Here is an 18,340-nt window from a genome sequence, read left to right as displayed (position 1 = left end):
CCTGATGGCTGAGCTTGGCCCCGTGGCCTAACGGCCAGAACCAAACGTTCCGAAAAGCTTTCCCAGGCTGGCGGCAGCCGAAGCGCTGCACAGAGGGATCGTCAGACCGCTCCTGGCGCACCACACACAGCGGCACCACCAAGCTGTAAGTCAGGTCCATCGGCCCTGCTGATGAGTGCCCTCAGATGGATTGCGTTTGCCACGAAAAAGGAATCGTACCGGCCCGTTCTCAGCACGTCAGCCGGAACGGGCCATGGGCAGAAGCAGCCGACTAGCTAAAATCGCAAGACGACCGAAGGACCCCGTCGGCGATAGCACCGGACCCGACGGCGCCCGTGTCGCCAGTAACTACGGCAGACTCTTCTCCAGCCCCGCCGGCGGCGGCGGCGCCGGTGGTAGTAATCTGGGTCGTAGTCTGGGTCGTAATCTTGGTCGTAGTAGCGCCGATGGTTGACCGGCTCCACTTCCGCGTGAGTACCTTCGTTGTCGAAGGCGTCTGGCGCGTCGAGTTCTTCGAGAATGCCGCTTTTGGCCGCTGGAACACCGGCCAATGCGTTGATAGGCCGGACCGCGCTTGCAAAGGCTGCTGCCCCTGCAACGCCAAACATCGCTGTCAAAAAGGATCGCCGATGCATAGTAAACCTCCCAACTTACATGAGCTGAACGAAGCGCCCCGCCTGCTGAAGGAGCAGGCCCAGCGCACGGTAAAATAGAGGATTCGCCAGCCGCTCAAGCAACTCGCGAATCCTATGAGCGCAGGAAGGGACCTGGCTGCGCCGATCCAAGACATGTCAGCTAAGGACGACCGCCATTACCAGAAAGGTAACGGCTGTTGCAAAAATCGGTGCGAGCAACCATCGCGCCTGGCCAACACTTTGATCCATTTGTTCTCTCCCGTTGTGGAGAACCAACAACCTGAAGCCCTAATCCGTTCCGCCTAGTCCAAAGGTAAGACCATTGCGTTGTACGGTCGGACTTTAGACCAATCGGATTAGACAAAGGTGCGTAGGCGGGAACGTTTACCCCGGTTCAAAGTTGGTTGCCGGGCAGTGCGGGACGATGATCGTCGTGTGCCGGTCCTTGCAGGAGAGAAGATATGAAGATGCACTTTGTGAACACCGCCGCAGCCATGTTGCTCTTGGCGGGGATCGGCTCCGCCGCCGCTGACGACATTATCATCCAGCCGGAACAGGACACGGTCATCCGTGAGTATGTCAAGAAGCAGCCCTTGGCTTCGGTGAACCTTCCCGGCGTGGAATTGAACGTCGGGACAGCTCTGCCGGAAACTGTGGAGATCCACGAGGTCCCGAACGTCAAATACCGTTACGTGGTGGTCGACAACCGCACGGTCCTGGTCGATCCGGGCACCCGCAAGATCGTGAAAGTTTACGACTGAGATTTCGAACGAACCCACGCTCGCCACCCTTGGGTGGCGAGTGTGTGCATTCAAACGCTACTCAGCCGGACAAATTCAAATTGCCACTCAGCTGGACAATGAACATGACGAACCCTGAACTCGAGGGGACGCAAGCCCTGGTTGCCCGCTTGGCTGATCTCCAAGCAAGAATGCAGGCAGCACGTCTTGTTGGAGCCGAGGTAACAACCGTCCGAAAGGTTGCAGCCATAATCGATGACGGCTTGCGACAGGCCGGCCTCACACCGTTAGAAATCGCAGAAGGTCAAGAGGAACAGTTTAGCGATACTAAATGTTCGACTGGCTATGGACAGCCGAACCCTACTCTCAGCAGATCAAGTCAGAGCAGCACGAGCCCTATTGAACTGGCCGCGTGTGCGACTTGCCGCCAAGGCCAATCTTAGCGAGATGGTGATCAGCGCTTTTGAGAACGGATACAGGAAACCGCGTCCCCACAACATCGCCGCCATCCGCAAAGCGTTTGAGGATGCCGGAATCGTTTTCACCGTCCAAGGCACTCCATCGCTAACCCGCTCAGAAGGTGATAGCGGCCTAGCCGCCGATAATAGACGGTGGCGCGGCCGGGAGAAAAAAGGATAAAGGGGGAAAAGCCCGTGTACCCTCTGCACCCGATCTCTAAAGCGGCCGCTAACCACCCATTATGTCGCTCTACGGGATTGCTTTGGCGGACTGGCCACGTCACTTCCGCCATACCCAATGCAAAGCGATCCCGGCAGAGCTTGGTTACTGCTTCTGCACACGCGGCAGAAAAAGGTGGACGCTTGTTCCTTCACCAGCTTCGCTCTCGATCCGAATGTGCCCGCCGGATTGTTGGACGAAGCCATAAACCTGGCTAAGTCCAAGTCCAGTCCCGCGTCCATCGGGTTTGGTGGTGAAGAACGGCTCGAAGACCTGCGCCAGAATCTCCTTGTTCATGCCGCAACCGGCATCGCGCACGGTCATACGAACGCACGAACCCGCCAGTGAATGCACGTCGTCGATGTCGTCAGGGACATCGCTAGTCTCGATTGTGAGCGTTCCCACGCCGGCCATGGCGTCCTTGGCGTTCATCCAGATTGAGCATGGCGACATCGAGCTGGTTGGGGTCGACCAGAACAGGGCCAAGCGCCGCGTCCAAGTTGCGTTCAATTTTGATTGCACTCCCGAGCGTTCGTTCCAGCAGCATCGAAAGCTGTTCGATCCGTCCGTTCAGATCAATGCCTTCGGGCGTAAGCGACTGGCGCCGAGAAAACGCAAGCAATTGCTGCGTAAGTGCCCCGCCGTTCTGTGTTCGTTTGAGCAGTTCGTCGATCAGGATGGCTGATTTCGGATCGCCGGGATTTTCGGCGAGTTGCTTTTGCAGGAGCCGCAGGCCCGAGTCGAACGCTGCTATCAGATTTTTGATATCGTGAACTATGCCGGCTGCGAGGCGGCCAATTGCTCCGAGCTTCTCGGATTGACGTCGACGTTCCTCCTGCGCACGCTGCGAGGAAACGTTCCGAAGGCTGGCAAGGAGAGCAGGTGTCCCGTCCCAGTTAACCTCCACGACCCAGACGGCCATACGGATAGTCAACGCCCGTGTGGGCCGGTAAGCATTCGAATGCACTCTGCGCGCAAGTGAACCCCTTGCGCTAACGCTTCGACGCGCCATCAAAGCATTGACCGCGCGGTAAAAGGAGCGTGCACCAAGTGAGGCCGGTTTCGTTTGGGGCCTGCGTTTGGCCTGGGGCAAGGCGGCCCCGCCTGCCGCATCAAAAAGAAGCAAGCCAGACAGGCTTGGTATCAACCTGCTGATCATTTCCGCCGCGCCACCATGGCAAAACATGTTTGGGGGGCGATCGCACCGCTGATGGTCAGCGAAGGCCAACAAGTGGTCCGGCTACCCTTGGAGCCAATCCGCATTTCTGGCGATTTTCCCCTGGAGCAATCAGTGCATTGACATGAACTCGGCCGTTTTATTGGTCCTTGCTGAGTGCAGGTAATCGTGCCGGAACTCAGCAAGAAAGGCCAGTCCTTCCCAATCATGGATGGTCAATTGGCCATTCACAAGTGATGTAAGGCGCTTCTCCCGAAGAGACTTGAGCGTGCGGTTGATGTGGACTGCCGACAGCCCTGTCGCCTCGCCAAGGTCAGCTTGAGTCACAGCAAAAGCGCAGGTTTGATCGGACGCGAGTCCGGCGTCTTCCATACGTAGCATGATTTCACAGAGAAGGTGGGCCACTCGGCCAAGCGCTTGGCGCTTCCCGACATTGACCACCCATTCGCGGAAAATCGATGCATCAACCAGTGTCGTTCGCCAAAGATTTGCCGCCAGCCTGGGGTGGCGTTCGCAGAGCAGCCGTATAGCCGAGTGATCTATGAAGCCAACACTGCAAGCGCTCACCGTTCGAACGTCGCTATCCAACAGATCGAGGTGCAGGCTCAACAGATCGGGCATGTCGCCAGGCACATGATAAGCAGTGACCTGACGCTTCCCGTCTCCTGTTACCTTCGAGGTGCTGGCTAAGCCAGCCAGGACCATTATGCACCGGGACGGCTGGTCGCCTTCCCGAACCAAGTTCTGGTTTGCGCCAATCGCAACGATCCTTATTCTTACCGCGTCGAGAGCTTGACGCTCACCTGACGTGAGGGTGAAGGCACGATGGAACTTGGCGGTTAATGGGCTTTGATAAAGCATGTCGGCTCTCCGTTTGGGCGGGAGCGCTATGGTCTCTCAGTCACCCGCGGCCAGCAGAACGCGAATGATGCCCGACCTTATATCATAAACACCGGACCGACTTAACCTGTGATAAGTCTGGCACTGCTTCGGATGGTCCTTTCCTCCATCGGCAAACACAGGCTCAACAGGATTGGTGCTTACGAGGGAAGCGGCCCATCATCGGGCCTCGAGTTGCGCAGCTGCGGCAGCAGCTATAATAGATCGTTCTCAAATTCGAGGACTCACACCATGACCGTCAGCAACAATCCCGTGCCGGTCGCGGGTTTGGCGGACCTGATAGTCTCAGTGCACGCGTCGCTGTCTGGGATTGGCCATCGCGTGGCTGCCGCGACCGAAGAACCAGTGCCTGCGGTAAATCCGAAGAAGTCAGTATTTCCCGATTACATCATCTGTCTTGAAGATGGTAAGCGGTTCAAAACCCTTCGGCGACATCTGCGCGTGGATTTCGGTCTCACTCCTGACGCGTATCGAACAAAGTGGAACTTGCCATCCACTTATCCGATGGTCGCTCCCAACTATGCGGCCTCACGGTCTGCCATGGCGAAGTCGATCGGTCTGGGTAGGAAGGCACCGCAGCCCACGGCAACTGTAACGGGCAAGGCAAGGCCGGCGGCTAAGGCTAAAGCGTAGCTTCCGCGATCACACCATTACCACTGCGGCACCAATCGACGATGTATGCATCGCGGCGGACCTGTCCGCTCTTGGCCGGTGCCCACCCAGGTTCCCCAACCCATGGCGCCGGCCATTTGTGGCCCACACCTCAGTTTCGTATTGCTGCCCAAACTCTTCTTGTTGAAGACCGCTTACGACGTTACAATCCCGTTTGGCCTGATTGCTGGGAGGCAACGCCCTGGCTGATATCATTCCAATTCGCAAAGCACGCCCTTGTGTCGAAGTTGGCGAAGCCTGTGGCGAGTGGTTTGTTCGCGTGGTCGAGGAAGACCAGGAACTCACCCGATCATTCAAGCTCGAATCCTATGCTTTGGCCTTTGCAGAAGGCCAAAGGTCGCGTCTGCATCTCAACACGTTTTCCCGGCTGTAGAGTAGCGCGATGCAGATGTCCGCAGGGTTACTGGCGAATTTGGGCGATAGCATCGAAGCCATTGCCGCCCACATTGCGACCATGGAAACGCGACAACTGCACCAATTGCTCAAGTCGTTGCCATCGAGATCGGAAATCGCCAGCGCGGAAATGGTGATGGGCACCCTGGTCTATCGCGAGATTGAACTGCGCCGCCGGCGGGGGACGGGCGGCAACGTGTTGCCCTTTCCGGGTCTCGTGACTCCACCTATTCAGCAGTAGATAGCGGCGCCGGACCTGTAAAGGCCGCCGCAATTAAGCAACGGGCCTGAGGGCGGGGTAGCGTCTTGATGCCAAGAAACCCCGCCGCGCGCGCAACAGCGGGTTTTCGTAGTCACGGCTACATCCGAGGAATCGACCGCTTAAGGCAGAATTGCTTGGTTGTCGTCGCGTTTCCATACCATTAGATCAACTGTGCCAGATGAAGACGTAAAAAAACCCGTTGCCAATTACGGCAACGGGCTTGAGCTACCGGGTAGGGTCAGGAAGGCAATATGTAGACCCAACAACACGATGCGCCACGCCTCATGATCGAGGTCTTAACCGAACCGCGACAATTCTAACCATCTTGTCGACGTGTGAATAACTTTGCTGACTCCAGATCATCGGCAGGGAAGACGTGATTTGACCTTGGCGGAACAGCCGCTCACGATGAGACGGCTTGGGAAGGCGCGAGATGCAAGTATGCAAAGACATGATTGTGGTGCCGCCGATCGGCGCACAGTTCGAGACGCCTGAATTCCTCGCCGAGATCAGCGCCCTGCTTGATGAGGCCTATCCCGACTACGATTTCTTCACGATCACCACCATAAGCAAGTTTCGGGATGACAGCTTCGTGTTGATCCCGCTGCTCGGCAGCGTCGGTGGTGAAGGCTCCGTTTTAGCGGCTTACCCGGATATGACGGCAATGCAGGAGATGGGCAATCTCCTGTTCAAGCACATCATCGGCCATCACCATCGCGACATTAGGTGCCGCACGTGGCCCCAATCCGTTCCCGGACCTCCGTCTCACATCTGCCCTGGCGGCTAATCCTTTAGTGCATCCGCGCCGCTATCGTCGTCGCGATGACGTTGACGAAGGCGCTTCAGCAGATCGCGTGAGGCTTGGATCGCCCTGCGCGATTGATCCATGTTCTGGCGAAACGTGGCGCGTTCCTCCATGGACTTCTGCCACTTCAGCAAGGTGGCCGTAGTCGCAGTGGCCGCTTGAGCGATATCTATGGGCGTTGCAACCATCGCATCCTCCCAAAAAGGCAATGGTAAACGCAATCTTTATAAGCCCGACGAAACCCTTTCTTCAATCAAAAACGAACATACGGCACATGGCAAAATGGCTATTCGTCGGGCCGCTCGACGGCGGCTTCGTCGACCTCGGCTTCCATCTCGTCGTTGACGGTCTTGGTCTTTCCAAAACCAGCCATCGGCACACCGTCAAAACCCTGCAGCCACCCGTCGGCATGTTCCTGCCAATAATGGCACCTCACGCTCCTTGCCATCCTTGCGCGCTTGGGCGCCGTACATCCAGGCGTAGGTGGCGCGCTCCTGATCTTTCTTAGGCACGGCGATTTGTGTCATCCTCAGCGAACGCCGGCTTGCCCGCTTCACGCTCGACGCCGAGCAGATCGAACTCGTCGTTCGCAAAGCACTTGGCCTTCAGCCAGTTGGTCGACGGTATTTGCTGTCCTTGCGCTTCGACACCTTGCCTTCAAGTCCGGCCTTGTCGAGCAAGTGAAAGATGGTCTTGGCTTCCCCCCGGCAGAGGCTCGCTGAGCTGAATACGCCCGCCGGGCGCGATATAGCGCGGCCTCGGTCAGTCAGCCAAGCGGCATCGCGGTGCATGATAGCACCGAGAATCGCCGCGTACACGCTGCCGACTTCCTCTGCGCAGGATATGCCCAGCTTGTCCGCGCGGTCTTCCATCGCTTGCTCGGCCAGGTCGCTGATGCCAAGCGCGATTGTCTGCTGCGGATGGAAGGACGCTGACTGTAAAAGCCCGCCCAACCTTTCGGCGGGCGGGCTTCCACTGTCGGAACTAGAGAGTGTCATGTCGACAGCCCCGACAGGTCGGAAAGGGGTCGCTGGTTAGCGGCGCGAGATCAGCAGGCAGAGCCGGCGCAGGTCACGGTCATAGGTGTCTTCGTTGCTAAGCACTTCGACGCAGCGCTTCTTCATCCGAGTGACCTGGGCGTTCGACATATCGCCGACAACGCTAGCCAGATTCGGGTTGCTCGAAGCGGTCGGGTTGCTGGGGTTGGCGGCTGGATTGGTTCCAACGCCGACATTTACGTCGGTACCAACCCCGGTGACGACACCGACATTGGCGCTGCCGGTTCCGATGGAAGCAGTCGCTCCGCCAGTGTCGCCGACGGAGGCTGCGGCATTTGCCCCAGAACCGCCTAGGGACACGCTAGCCGTAGCGCCGCTGTTGCCGCCCACATTAGCGCTGGCGCCTCCGCTGCCGACGGATACCCCGCCGACGCCTCCGACACTAATTCCAGCTGCTGTCGCTGGCATGCAAAGAATTGCGAGAACAGATCCGGCAGTCAGACTGCCCCATAAGAATTTCAAAAATTCTTGCCATAGTACGCCTCCTTGTTGCCCTTCAAAGGATGGGACATTTTTGGGCATTTACGGACCCGATAGTGACGCACTAGAGTTTAAAAACAAGCTAACCGCCCGCGAAAGCTGCGTCTTGGGTCATTACTTGGTAATAGCAAGAGTCAGACATAATAAAATTTTACTTTGACTAGGACGTGATTCCTCTACTTGTCATTCAATATCCTTGCCTAAGCACCCCATCGTCAATAATATTGTGCGGTGCAACAAGATTCAGAGATGGACCATGCGACGATCAGTAAGCGGCTAATACCGCCGATCTGACATACAATGCTATATTAGCTCCTCTTGACGAACCCGACCGGCGGGCGGAATCAGAATCCCGTCAGCGCAACCCTACAAAAATCGCACTGGTCTGCCTGAAGCATCGCGACGATGGCCGACGATTTCTTTCGGAGATTTGAATGTCGCACAACGTGCTGCCCACCAGCCGACCGCCGCGCTGAGCTCCGCGCAGTCACCGGTCTTGGCTACGGCCGGATCTATGATGAAAGCCCTGAGCCGGAGCCATCCGGGGTCTACGCCTGCCGCCCCGTATTTATTGTCACAACAAGGGGAACAACGGCAGCTCGGCCGTGTTGGGCCAGTTAAGCAATATTGCAGGAGCACAACATGCATTTCGTCAAAGCGCTTTTGGCTGCGATCGCCATCGGTCTCATCAGCCCGGGGGCAATGGCTCAGACCGCGACGACGTCCCCGCAGGAATTTGTCAAAGCAGCTGCGAGTTCAGACATGTTCGAGATCCAGTCGAGTGAGTTGGCGCTGCGGAAATCGAAGACATCACGAGTGAAGGAATTCGCTCGCATGCTGATCAAGGACCACACGACTTCTTCCAAGCGGCTCATTGCGGCGGCAAAGAAGGACGACGTCGCAGTGGCGCCGGAGATGACAAGCAAGCATGCTGCCCAATTGGAAGCGTTGAGCAACGACAGCAGCGGGGCGTTCGATAACGCCTATATCGACGCCCAGGTGGCAGCGCACCAGGAAGCCCTGACGCTGATGACCTCCTATGCAGAAAACGGTCAGGCAAAACATCTGGCGGCTCATTCGAAAAAGACCGCGCCGGTGATCCGGCAGCATTTCAAACATGCCCAGCAACTGAGCAAGAGCGGTTCTCAGGGCTGAGTGGATCTGGCCACGACGTTGGTTCTTCGCGGCGCTGTGGAGTCTGTGGCCAACACTGCCTCCGCCCTCAGGGACGCTGCAACCTTTAAGCGGTGGTCGATGCAGGAACTCTAAAGGTGCGTCGCTCAGGTAGTCCGGCGTGCAAGCACCAGCGTCGTCGAAGTTGCCAAACGAACAGGAGACCTGACATGCCAAAGCAAAACGAGACCTCGCATTCGAGACGAAGTGACTTCGCCAATGATGAATCCATTCGCCCGGAGGATGCCGCCGTGTTGGACAGCCCCGTGGGCCACGAAGACAGGCACGGCGCGGAGCCAGGTTTCGTGGGAGCCGACGATGTCGACCAGCCGCTCGGCGCAAGGCCCCGCAGCGAAATTACCGGTCGTCATGATGAAGGGGCAGGCGCCAATGAGACGATGGACGGCTTAAGCGAAACCGAGGAACTGACCCGCAGCTACGCCGAGGACATACCAACCGGTGACAATGATGAGGACGAGGAAGACATCCCTGTCTTCGAAAGAGGCCGAAGCAACACCGACCTCTGAGCGGCGCCAAGTTTGAACCCACGGTGAGGAACATGACAATGAGCACATTCGGACTTCGGATTGTGTCTTTGGGGCTCGGGCTTTTTTTGGGACTGGGGGCCTCTCTGATTTTGGGCGCTCAGGCCTCTGCGCAGACCAGTCAGCCGGCTCAACAATCCAGCGACTCATCGCAAACAGGCAAGCACGATCGTCTGCCGGCGCAAGGATCGTCGCCGACCGCCAAGGATGATGTCGGCGTTGACGTCTCGCTCGGCCGGCCGGAGGTGAAGCAACAGGTTGCAAGGCACCTGGGGGTGGCTGAGACCGAGGTACCACTGGCGGTTCATGTGCCGATCGCGCTCGCTTCGCAAGTCTGCCGGCAAGAGGTATTTGCCGCCCGCGCCAATGTAAACCGAAGCTGCACCGCGACGAAGTTCATTCCGGAAATCGCCGAGGCGGCACGCAACCATCCACAAACCTCCGCGGTACCGGAGCAGTAGCATCGAAATGTCCGAACCCGGCGCGACGGTCGCGCCATGCTTACCCTAGGATAGCGCTCCAACCCGGCGTAAATCAGCCCCACCGCCGTCTGTTGGCGGCATGCATGATGGCGTTCGCCGCCGTCTCTTAACCAATGTGAATGCTGTCGCTCCGCAGCCACGCTACGAGATCCTGTCCGAAGCGGAGGCAGGCAGATGCCACTGGAGTGCCTGATCGATCAATATGTGAGCAGCCGCAAGCGGCGGGGTCTTTTGTCGACACGGCATGCTCTCGAGGCGTTGAAAGAGGCCCTTCCGGCGCTGTCGATCGGCGAAAGCCATCTTGTCAATATGATCGCCGAGCGAGCGCTCGCCTTTGGCCTCGCCATCCACTTCGATCATTCCGGCGAGAATCCCGGGTAAGACATCCACGAGAGCGTCTGCTGATGCCACAGGACGAGGAACTCGGTGTCGCGAAGTTCCATCTTCATTGCCTGGCGGTCGGGCAAATCATTCCGAGGCTGCTCCCGTCCGTGTTCTGGGCGGGTGGTGAAGGTCGCCGACGCGATGCCACGGCGTGCGCCGACCTCACCCCGGCATTCGACAACCCTCCAGCTTTCGCCAGTTGGAGCTTTCGTCTACTTGCAGCAGCCCTAGCGAGGCTCGATCAGCCTCCGCGTTCGGCGGTTTCGGAAGTTTTGCTCCAGCGGGCGGTTCGGGCCGACGAATTGAGGTTGAAGGAGAAGATGATGACGGACAACAAAAGCGAGCGTGATTTTGGCGACAGGAACCGGGTCTCGTCCAACGAACGCAACGAACACTTCCATTTTGCCCAGCAGAACGGCATAACGCCTGAGCAGGCGATGGAGCTCATCATAGCCGCCGGGAATGACCGCGCCTCGTTGCGGCTGCGAAGGAATTGAAGTCAGTTTCCCGGGGCGGCTCGCTTACGGCATGTCGACCTTGAGCCGTGGTGAGAATTTGAGTGTATCGTCATGCTGACGCACACGCGGGCAGGTCGAGCGTGAAAGTGACAATTGTACCCTGCCCAACATGCGGCAAGCACTGGAGGTTCGAGGCTGCGCAGATCTCCTATCGTGACCCCGAACCATAATCCACTCCAACCCGAGTCCTGGACGCACGGCGCAGCAACGAGCCTACTTCCTGCCGTCGTTCAATAATAATCCCGCGCCGCAGTCAGCCAGCGAGATCACCGTCGTCTGCCGGACGCGTGTCGGCTTCCAAACTGACAAACGCACCGCCTTTGTAGCGACGCTTTCCAGCCACGATCACCTGCGCAGCTTTGCCGCGCTCGCTGCGCACCAATAATTTCCATCTCCTTCCCTCAAACTGATCTTGCGCAGGCGGTCGTTTTCCCGCTGGCAGGCGCTGTCCTTCCGCTTCGATCGCGGTAGCGCCCAGTATCAACGCTGGCGGATCAAACCGCACAATCAGCACCTCAAAGCTGATCAGCAGAAGCAGCAGTGAATCAGGATCTTGTCGATCAGGGTCCAAAGGGGCCGAGCACATATGTCTGGGCACGGTGACCGTGGCATAGCCGGCGCTGCAATGACGGCGTCGGCGCCCGGAGCCGGAAAGCCCAACTAAGAAAATCGTCGGCGGTGCCGATCTCGAAGAAATTCTAGCCCGGCACGGTGAACAGGCTGGGGGCCGCATTGCGATATAGGGTTCAGCACAGCTCCGGCGGCACCGAGTTGATCGACCCACTCCCGCTCGACGGCCCCGGCTACGTCCATGGTCAGCACGCGCAGCATGGTCAGCTGGCGCTTCATCGCGCGCAGATCGCGACGGTCGGCCTCTTTCGGCTCATGAAAACGTCACTCTGTGTTTGCTAGACGCGGTGCTGGATCGGTTACCACGCGTCAGATCTGGATCACCACGTTGCCGGCCTCGATTCTCACCGGATAGATCGCGAGATTGACGCAGACCGGCGCGCCCTGGCCTGGCCGGTGTTGTAATTGAAGCGGCCATTGTGCTTCGGGCATCGATGACGTCGCCGATCACCAGCTTTCGGCTAGATGCGCCTTCTCATGCGTCCAATATCCGTCGGTGGCGAAGAACTCGTCATCGGGCGAGCGGCAAACCGGGAGGATCGAAGCAGATGACATCCTCTTTGGAGATGTCGTCCACCGCGCACGCTTCGATCCAGTCAGCAATCTCCGGCTCCGGCAAAATTCGCTGTCGCTATTCAGCGGCCGCCGACATATCCACCTGGTGAAATTCGCCGCGATAGGGTCTGGCTGTCGGCGGCAATTTCCGCTTAAGATAGAAATCCTCATATTTCAGCTGTCGAAGCAGCACCGGCCAGACCTCGCGATAGGCATGCCACATCGACGGGTTCGCCACCGGCAGGTCGTGCTTGATCAGCTCGTGCAGTCTTGGCAGCGCATGATAGGGCACCATCGGGAACATATGGTGTTCGACGTGATAATTCATGTTCCAGTAGATGAAGCGGCTGACCGGGTTCATGTAGACGGTGCGCGTGTTCAGCCGGTGGTCGACGACATTGTCGGCCAGGCCGATATGCTGCAGCAACCCTGTCAGCACCATGTGCCAGCTGCCATAGAGGCGCGGCAGGCCGATCAGCACCAGCGGCAGCAGCGACCACGTGAACAACGCCAGCCCGACTGTCGCCGCATAGATGGCGACATGCCAGCGCGCAGCGATCACCGCCTTGTGCTGCTCCATCTCGGGGATATAGCTCTTCTCTTCATCGGACAGCTTGCCGAACGCCTGGCGCACCAGCGTCGGCAGCGAATAGCGGAAATCGAGAATACCGGTGAAGGCGAGCGCCGCCCGCAGCAGATCTGGGGGGCGCATGACGGCGATTTCGGCATCGCGGCCGACGATGATGGTATCGGTGTGATGGCGGGCATGGCTCCAGCGCCATTGCACTGGGTTGCGCATCAGCATGAAGCTTGAGATCTGGTAAACGACATCGTTCATCCAGCGCGTCCGGAACGCGGTGCCGTGGCCGCATTCGTGCCAGCGCGAGTCGCTCGACGAGCCGTAAAGCACGCCATAGACGAACAGGAACGGTACCACCCACCACGTGCCCCAGAACCATACGATGCCGGCGGCCGACACCAGGATCGCCGCGACCCAGATGATCGTGTCGCGGATCGCCGGCCCGTCGGAGCGTTGCATCAACTCCTTGATCGCCTTGCGCGGGACATCGGTGTGATACCATTCGGCCGAAGCCAATCCGGTCTCGATGGCGCGCTTGGTGCTTTCACCGACCAGGCTGTAGTCGCGCTTCCTGCTTGCCGTCATCGTCATCTCCGTTTCCCGCCTGCGCTCCGCAAGGGCCGCCTGGGGTCGGCCGGGCCGCGCCTGCTTCCGTATTCCGGCGCACTTCCCGCCCGCCGCGGCAACCGATCGTGTGTTTCAAGCCGGTCACGCCTGCAGTCTCGCAAAAGCGCCCGACGGCGCAGGGTAATCCTGTTGCGGCTGCCGGGCGATCGACCCTATCCTCGCTTCCGCTTGGGCGATCTGACCGGCACCGTCGAGCACCCGGAACACGGCGTCATAGGAGCGGCTTTCGCCATGGTCCAGCCAGATCATCTCGCCCCGTTCGCGCGCGGCGAGATTGCCGAGAACATGATGCGTCGAGGGTTCGATTCCCAACGCATATAGGCCTGCCTGGAAGTTCTGCCACTGATAGGTGCAGGGCAGCTGATCCTTGCGGGTAACGACCTCGAAGCCGAGGCCCAGGTGGTCATTGACGACGGCCACCGGCACCTCGCCCGCCGCATCGGCGCCAAGCTCGTGCTCCCAGACCTGCTCGCTGAATCCCAGCTGCGGCGCCGGCACGGTTCGGTAGCCGACTTTCTGCGCCTCGTAGCGTTCGCCGGCGTGCGCCGCCCAGACGACATCCCGGATCGGCGCCAGGTAACGCGAACCCTCGTCGAGCAGGGGATGGCTGACATTGACGTGATAGAAATACATGTGCGGCGTGCGGCTGAAACCGTGATTGACGACGCGGTCCGACAGCCGGATCTCGGTGCCGCCGACATCGGCCTCGATGCGGCGCAGCAACTGGAGATCCTCGCCGAACACGGTTGCCTGCTGGACGATGCCTTCCGCCCACAGCACGCAGCGGTCGCCGTCCCAGGCCTCGCCGTAGCCGGTCAGCCGCGCCGGCACGGTGCCGATGCGGCCATGCAGCGAGTGCAATACCCGCTTGCGCCCGGGATAATTGTAGCTTTCGGCCGGCACGTCTTGCCGGCCCAGTATATGATCGAGGCCGCAGGTGACGAGCAGCCCCGAGAACGACCGGCCAAAGGCGAAACCGTCCTCCCCTTCATGCTCGTGCAGTCCGGGGTGGCGAAAGCCGCTCGGCGAATGCCAGCCGATCGCCTGGCCCCGGAAGTCGCAATCGGCGATATCAAGCGCCCGGTCGACCAGCGCCGTGAAGCGCAGGCCGGAGCCGGTGCGGAACTCGAGCATCCGGATGCCGCGCTCCACGCCGTCGCCGAGCGTCATAAGCCGCACACCGGCAAACTGCGACAGCATGCCGGACCGCTCGGCCACCTGCCTTCGCGACAGCGTCTTGCCGTAAAGCTCTACCATGCGACGTCCTTCACTTTGCCCTCGCCTCCTTGAGCAAGGCCGACATGTCGGCGCCGGTGATGATGCTTTCCACCGTCAACAGGTCGGTGTCGGCGACCGTCTGTTCCGCGACGATTTCGCCGCGGCGCATGACGATGATGCGGTCGGCGACCTGGAACACGTGGTGGATGTTGTGGGTGATGAGCAGCACCGAGTGGCCGGCGTCGCGCACCTCCTTGACGAAGCGCAGCACGCCGTGGGTTTCCTCGACGCCAAGATTGTTGGTCGGCTCGTCGAGTATGATCACCTTGGCGGCGAACTGCATGGCGCGCGAGATCGCGATCGATTGCCGCTCACCGCCCGAGAGCGTGCTAACCAGTGCATCGGCATCGAGCTTTTTCGAAATGCCGACCCGCTTCAGCAGCGCCGAGGCGGCGTTGCGAAGCTTGGCGAGGTCGAGGGGCGCGAACACGCCGAGCCAGCCGAAATTGACCGGCTCCCGACCCAAGAAAAGATTGCGCGCGATGCTGAGGTCCGGCGCGAGCGATGTGTCCTGATGGATAGTCTCGATGCCGAGGTCCATCGCGTCGCGCGTCGAGCGGATCGACGCCTTCTCGCCGCGCACGAAGATGTCGCCGTGGTCGGCCGGGAAGACGCCGGAGATCGCTTTGATCAGCGTCGACTTGCCGGCGCCATTGTCGCCAAGCAGGGCAACCACCTCGCCTTCGTTGAGGGTGAACGAGGCGTTCTTCAGCGCACGCACGTTGCCGAAGGACTTTTGCAGGTCTTGCAGACGCAGCACTTCCATCCTCAGCTCCTTGCGGCGTTCTTCTGCAGCAAAGCGTGCAGGATGAGCATGGCGAGGATGATGACGCCGACGAAGATGTTGTATGCCAAGCCCGGCACACCGATCAGCACGATGCCGTTGCGGATGGCGCGCAGCATCAGCGCGCCGACGATGGTGCCGAGGATGGTGCCGCGCCCGCCGGTGAGCGCCGTGCCGCCGACCACCACCATGGCGATCACTTCGAGTTCGTAGCCGGTGCCGGCCACCGGCGAGGCGGCCGAAATCCGGAACGCGCTGATCATGCCGGCCAGCCCGGCCACCACCGAGGTCAGGATGAACAGCCAGATCTTGACCGCGTCGGCCGGCACGCCGCGCGCCACCGCTGCGTTGCGGTTGCTGCCGATCGCGCTGATCCAGTTGCCGAGCTTGGCGTAGCGCAGGATGTAAATCGCCAGCAGCGACAGGCCGATGAACCACCAGAGCGAGGTGTAGAACCGGAACGAGCCTACATTGAAGCTGCCGGCAAGCAGCGTGACGAAGAAGCCGGGCTGGTCCCACGACTTCAGGGGGAATCCCTGCGTGATGTAGAGCGCCGCGCCGCGCACGACGAGCAGCATCGACAGCGTGACCAGGAACGAGGAAATGCCGATCTTGGTGACGATCAGCCCGTTGATGGCGCCGATCGCGATGCACAGCACAAGCCCGGCCAGGAGGGCGACGCCGATGTCGATACCGCCATTCTGCACCAGCAGCATCACCACGACGGGCGCAAGGCCGAACACGGCGCCGACCGACAGATCGAACTCGCCCGCCGTCAGCAGCAGCGTCATGCCGAGAGCGATGATGCCGAGCTCGGGCAGGAACGCCATCATGTTGGATATGTTGAGCGGCGACAGGAAGTTGCCGTCGGCGATGGCGAATACCACGAGCAGCACGATGAGGATGATGAGCGAGGAGAATTGCGGCGAACGCAGCAGCGCAGACCTGCCCTTCGCTCGCTGCGTGTCGTCGTCTGCTGTGATTGCCATATCTGTCAGGACCATGCGTTTCGTCCGGCGCCCGCCATTTCGGGGCGGGCGCCGATTGTCGTCACTTGTTGTAGAGTTTCAGGATCGGCTCGACGCTCGAGGCGTCGTAGAGGCTGAATGTGTGAATGTCGTAGCCGATCGGCTCGCCAGAGGCCGCAAGCCCGAGCAGCGCCACCGGCATGAAGCCCTGCGCCGACGGGTACTGCCAGGCCGCAGCATTGACGAAGCCGGACTTGACCGCCTCGGCCGTCTCCTTTGAGTTGCCCCAGCCGACGACCGGGACCTTGCCGGCCGACACACCGGCCCCGTCGAAGACGCGTTTGATGCTTGCTGCCACGGAATCGCCGAGTGCAATGATTGCCGGCGGATTGTTGGCGACCATGTAGTCGGTCATCTTGGCGATGATGCCGGCCGGGTCGGTGCCGCAATCGACCACGTCGTACTTGATGCCGAGCGGATCGAAGACGCTGGCGATGCCCTCGGTCTCCAGCTGCTGGTAGCTGGCGCCCGGCACTTCGACCGGCAGGAACACCTTGTCGCCCTGCTTCACCATCTTGTGGTCGACGAGATACTTGGCCCAGATGACGCCCGCTTCCCTGAGGTCGGCCCCGACATAGGCCTGCCGCCCGGTCGCCGGATCGTCGGTGTTGAAGAACACGATCGGTATGCCGGCGGCCTTGGCGGCCTTCACCTCCTCCGTCCACAGGCCGGGCTGAGCCGAGGTGGTGGCGATGCCGTCCGGCTTGGCGGCGAGCGCCGAGTTGAAAGCCTCCTTCTGCGCCGCCATGTCGCCGCCGCTGAACGAGATCTTGCAGGTCACCTTGAGCTGGTCGCAGGCCTTGGTCGCGCCGGCATTCCAGTCGATCCAGAACGCGTCCGAAGGGCCACCATGCGACAGCAGATAGAAGGTCTTCTGGCCGTCCTGCGCGAATGCCGGCAGGCTCAAGGAGACCCCGGCCACCAGCGTTGCCGCGGCAGCCACTTTCAATGCGAATTTCAACATTCATTCCTCCCTTGGTTGGAGTTGCGCCGCCATGCGCCGGCGGCGCAACCGGCGCTCACAGGCCGTTGGCGCGGAACTTCCCGTCGAGGAATTTCTTCGCGCGCGGCACGTCGTCTTCCGAGAGATGCTCGATGATGACCGGGATGTTTGGGTGCTTTTCCGCCAGCCGCTGCAGATAGAGATCGTAATTCAGCGATCCCAGCCCGGGCGCCGGCAGCTCGATCTCGCCGACGCCGCGGAAGGTGTGGCTCTCCATCGCATCCTCGTCGCCGATGTCGGCATGCTTTTCCGACTTGTCGCTGCCCGAACGCTTGACGTCCTTGGCATGCGCGATCTTGATCTTGTCGGTCAGCGTATCGAACACCTGGTTCAGGATCTGGTCCATCCTGTCGATGTTGTGGGTTTCGAAATAGTTGGTCGGATCCATCAGCAGGCCGAGGCCGGGATGGTCGACGTGGGCGAACATCTTCACCGTCTCCTCGACCGAGCCAACGACGTTGTTGACGTAGGTCTCGAGGAGGAAGACCGCGCCATGGTCATAGGCGGTCTGGGCAAGCTCGGCGATCACCTTGCGGCATTCCTCGAATCCTTCCTCGGTCTTGTTCTTCGGGTGATGCACCCAGTCGGATTCGGTGTTGTAGGTACCGGTCTCGGAGATCACGTAGGGCGAGCCGAAGCTGCGGGCGTTGCGGAGGATCTCCTTGAGATAGCCGACGCGCTTGTCGCGCTCGGATTTGTCGGGATGGATGATGTTGGTGTAGCCCGACACGCAGCAGATCGGCAGGTTGTTGTCGCGGAAGACGTCGCGCACCTGCTTGGCCTTTTCCTCAGTGATCTGCCCGGCCGACAGATCGATATCCCTAAAATGCAGGTCGAGCTGCACCGTGTTGAAACCGAGCCCGCGGATCTTCTTTGCCGTCTCTTCGAGGCCGTACGGGAAATAGCCCGTGAAAATACCTGCCTGCATCATGATGTGAATTCCTCCCTGTAAG

At 60.0% G+C, this 18,340-nt stretch carries 25 protein-coding genes and 1 pseudogene; 11 read left to right on the top strand and 15 right to left on the bottom strand.

What is annotated here, in order from left to right; all coding sequences use genetic code 11:
- Nucleotides 1–446 precede the first annotated feature (446 nt).
- The 3 genes from NKI32_RS08525 (at nucleotide 447) to NKI32_RS08515 (ending at nucleotide 2,014) form a co-directional block, all read left to right on the top strand.
- Entirely contained in the window at nucleotides 447–713 is a 267-nt protein-coding gene (locus tag NKI32_RS08525; RefSeq protein WP_353002503.1) for a hypothetical protein, read from the top strand.
- Nucleotides 714–1,096: 383 nt separating this feature from the next.
- Nucleotides 1,097–1,396 (top strand): DUF1236 domain-containing protein, encoded by a 300-nt coding sequence (locus NKI32_RS08520; RefSeq protein WP_023669226.1) that lies wholly within the window; start codon nucleotides 1,097–1,099, stop codon nucleotides 1,394–1,396.
- A 324-nt stretch (nucleotides 1,397–1,720) separates the two neighbouring features.
- Nucleotides 1,721–2,014 carry a helix-turn-helix domain-containing protein gene (locus NKI32_RS08515; protein WP_081726104.1) on the top strand — a complete coding sequence of 98 codons (294 nt, stop codon included), beginning with the start codon at nucleotides 1,721–1,723 and terminating at the stop codon, nucleotides 2,012–2,014.
- A 144-nt stretch (nucleotides 2,015–2,158) separates the two neighbouring features.
- On the opposite strand, the gene NKI32_RS08510 is transcribed toward NKI32_RS08515, so the two are convergent.
- The 3 genes from NKI32_RS08510 to NKI32_RS08500 all read right to left on the bottom strand — a co-directional run bounded on the left by NKI32_RS08510 (nucleotide 2,159) and on the right by NKI32_RS08500 (nucleotide 4,091).
- Nucleotides 2,159–2,485, bottom strand: coding sequence for a sensor histidine kinase (locus NKI32_RS08510; RefSeq protein WP_196814989.1), 327 nt, complete (start codon nucleotides 2,483–2,485; stop codon nucleotides 2,159–2,161).
- Nucleotides 2,433–2,975, bottom strand: coding sequence for a sensor histidine kinase (locus NKI32_RS08505; RefSeq protein WP_352511307.1), 543 nt, complete (start codon nucleotides 2,973–2,975; stop codon nucleotides 2,433–2,435). Before NKI32_RS08505 ends, NKI32_RS08510 begins: the two co-directional genes overlap by 53 nt.
- A 366-nt stretch (nucleotides 2,976–3,341) precedes the next feature.
- Nucleotides 3,342–4,091 (bottom strand): Crp/Fnr family transcriptional regulator, encoded by a 750-nt coding sequence (locus NKI32_RS08500; RefSeq protein WP_023708903.1) that lies wholly within the window; start codon nucleotides 4,089–4,091, stop codon nucleotides 3,342–3,344.
- 270 nt (nucleotides 4,092–4,361) lie between these two features.
- Between NKI32_RS08500 and NKI32_RS08495 the strand changes: the two genes are divergently transcribed.
- From NKI32_RS08495 to NKI32_RS08485, 3 genes are all read left to right on the top strand, one after another.
- The gene (locus NKI32_RS08495) at nucleotides 4,362–4,763 is read left to right on the top strand and encodes a Ros/MucR family transcriptional regulator (protein WP_353002502.1); all 402 of its coding nucleotides are present in this window, start codon (nucleotides 4,362–4,364) and stop codon (nucleotides 4,761–4,763) included.
- Nucleotides 4,764–5,184: 421 nt separating this feature from the next.
- Complete coding sequence (locus tag NKI32_RS08490) at nucleotides 5,185–5,436, top strand: hypothetical protein (protein WP_023708906.1); 252 nt, start codon at nucleotides 5,185–5,187, stop codon at nucleotides 5,434–5,436.
- A 439-nt stretch (nucleotides 5,437–5,875) separates the two neighbouring features.
- Nucleotides 5,876–6,244 carry a hypothetical protein gene (locus NKI32_RS08485; protein WP_155923565.1) on the top strand — a complete coding sequence of 123 codons (369 nt, stop codon included), beginning with the start codon at nucleotides 5,876–5,878 and terminating at the stop codon, nucleotides 6,242–6,244.
- On the opposite strand, the gene NKI32_RS08480 is transcribed toward NKI32_RS08485, so the two are convergent.
- From NKI32_RS08480 to NKI32_RS08465, 4 genes are all read right to left on the bottom strand, one after another.
- Nucleotides 6,241–6,450, bottom strand: coding sequence for a hypothetical protein (locus NKI32_RS08480; protein ID WP_023708908.1), 210 nt, complete (start codon nucleotides 6,448–6,450; stop codon nucleotides 6,241–6,243). The two genes, NKI32_RS08485 and NKI32_RS08480, sit on opposite strands and share 4 nt — an antisense overlap.
- A gap of 98 nt (nucleotides 6,451–6,548) precedes the next feature.
- Nucleotides 6,549–6,698, bottom strand: a complete 150-nt coding sequence (locus NKI32_RS08475; protein ID WP_023834193.1) for a hypothetical protein — start codon at nucleotides 6,696–6,698, stop codon at nucleotides 6,549–6,551.
- A gap of 169 nt (nucleotides 6,699–6,867) precedes the next feature.
- Nucleotides 6,868–7,260 (bottom strand): hypothetical protein, encoded by a 393-nt coding sequence (locus tag NKI32_RS31550; RefSeq protein ID WP_023743175.1) that lies wholly within the window; start codon nucleotides 7,258–7,260, stop codon nucleotides 6,868–6,870.
- A 36-nt stretch (nucleotides 7,261–7,296) separates the two neighbouring features.
- The gene (locus NKI32_RS08465) at nucleotides 7,297–7,728 is read right to left on the bottom strand and encodes a hypothetical protein (RefSeq protein WP_353002501.1); all 432 of its coding nucleotides are present in this window, start codon (nucleotides 7,726–7,728) and stop codon (nucleotides 7,297–7,299) included.
- 714 nt (nucleotides 7,729–8,442) lie between these two features.
- Here NKI32_RS08465 and NKI32_RS08460 point away from each other — a divergent pair.
- The 5 genes from NKI32_RS08460 (at nucleotide 8,443) to NKI32_RS08440 (ending at nucleotide 10,881) form a co-directional block, all read left to right on the top strand.
- A complete protein-coding gene (locus tag NKI32_RS08460; RefSeq protein WP_353002500.1) occupies nucleotides 8,443–8,955 on the top strand; it encodes a DUF4142 domain-containing protein in 513 nt (170 codons plus the stop codon).
- A 188-nt stretch (nucleotides 8,956–9,143) separates the two neighbouring features.
- On the top strand, nucleotides 9,144–9,500 hold the full coding sequence (locus tag NKI32_RS08455; RefSeq protein ID WP_352511312.1) for a hypothetical protein: 357 nt from the start codon (nucleotides 9,144–9,146) through the stop codon (nucleotides 9,498–9,500).
- 38 nt (nucleotides 9,501–9,538) lie between these two features.
- Entirely contained in the window at nucleotides 9,539–9,979 is a 441-nt protein-coding gene (locus NKI32_RS08450) for a hypothetical protein (protein ID WP_156033661.1), read from the top strand.
- 195 nt (nucleotides 9,980–10,174) lie between these two features.
- Complete coding sequence (locus tag NKI32_RS08445) at nucleotides 10,175–10,381, top strand: hypothetical protein (protein ID WP_353002499.1); 207 nt, start codon at nucleotides 10,175–10,177, stop codon at nucleotides 10,379–10,381.
- Between the two features lie 23 nt (nucleotides 10,382–10,404).
- Nucleotides 10,405–10,881, top strand: coding sequence for a hypothetical protein (locus tag NKI32_RS08440; RefSeq protein ID WP_352511314.1), 477 nt, complete (start codon nucleotides 10,405–10,407; stop codon nucleotides 10,879–10,881).
- Nucleotides 10,882–11,155: 274 nt separating this feature from the next.
- Here NKI32_RS08440 and NKI32_RS08435 read toward each other — a convergent pair whose 3' ends face one another.
- From NKI32_RS08435 to NKI32_RS08400, 8 genes and pseudogenes are all read right to left on the bottom strand, one after another.
- Nucleotides 11,156–11,473, bottom strand: a complete 318-nt coding sequence (locus NKI32_RS08435; protein ID WP_352511316.1) for a hypothetical protein — start codon at nucleotides 11,471–11,473, stop codon at nucleotides 11,156–11,158.
- 368 nt (nucleotides 11,474–11,841) lie between these two features.
- Nucleotides 11,842–12,136 (bottom strand): annotated as a pseudogene (locus tag NKI32_RS08430) (Rieske 2Fe-2S domain-containing protein).
- Nucleotides 12,137–12,163: 27 nt separating this feature from the next.
- Entirely contained in the window at nucleotides 12,164–13,258 is a 1,095-nt protein-coding gene (locus tag NKI32_RS08425) for a fatty acid desaturase family protein (protein WP_023709721.1), read from the bottom strand.
- 117 nt (nucleotides 13,259–13,375) lie between these two features.
- The gene (locus NKI32_RS08420) at nucleotides 13,376–14,551 is read right to left on the bottom strand and encodes an aldose 1-epimerase family protein (RefSeq protein WP_352511318.1); all 1,176 of its coding nucleotides are present in this window, start codon (nucleotides 14,549–14,551) and stop codon (nucleotides 13,376–13,378) included.
- Between the two features lie 10 nt (nucleotides 14,552–14,561).
- A complete protein-coding gene (locus NKI32_RS08415) occupies nucleotides 14,562–15,344 on the bottom strand; it encodes an ATP-binding cassette domain-containing protein (RefSeq protein WP_196814833.1) in 783 nt (260 codons plus the stop codon).
- A complete protein-coding gene (locus NKI32_RS08410) occupies nucleotides 15,341–16,345 on the bottom strand; it encodes an ABC transporter permease (RefSeq protein WP_050586906.1) in 1,005 nt (334 codons plus the stop codon). The genes NKI32_RS08415 and NKI32_RS08410 overlap by 4 nt, the downstream gene beginning before the upstream one ends.
- 61 nt (nucleotides 16,346–16,406) lie before the next feature.
- Entirely contained in the window at nucleotides 16,407–17,348 is a 942-nt protein-coding gene (locus NKI32_RS08405; protein WP_023689426.1) for a sugar ABC transporter substrate-binding protein, read from the bottom strand.
- 55 nt (nucleotides 17,349–17,403) lie between these two features.
- Complete coding sequence (locus NKI32_RS08400; protein ID WP_352511320.1) at nucleotides 17,404–18,318, bottom strand: sugar phosphate isomerase/epimerase family protein; 915 nt, start codon at nucleotides 18,316–18,318, stop codon at nucleotides 17,404–17,406.
- Nucleotides 18,319–18,340 lie beyond the last annotated feature (22 nt).

Origin of the sequence: Mesorhizobium sp. M0761, from assembly GCF_040320205.1 — a bacterium.
In the GTDB taxonomy this organism is placed as follows: Bacteria; Pseudomonadota; Alphaproteobacteria; order Rhizobiales; family Rhizobiaceae; genus Mesorhizobium.
This window is presented reverse-complemented; position numbering and strand designations above follow the sequence as displayed.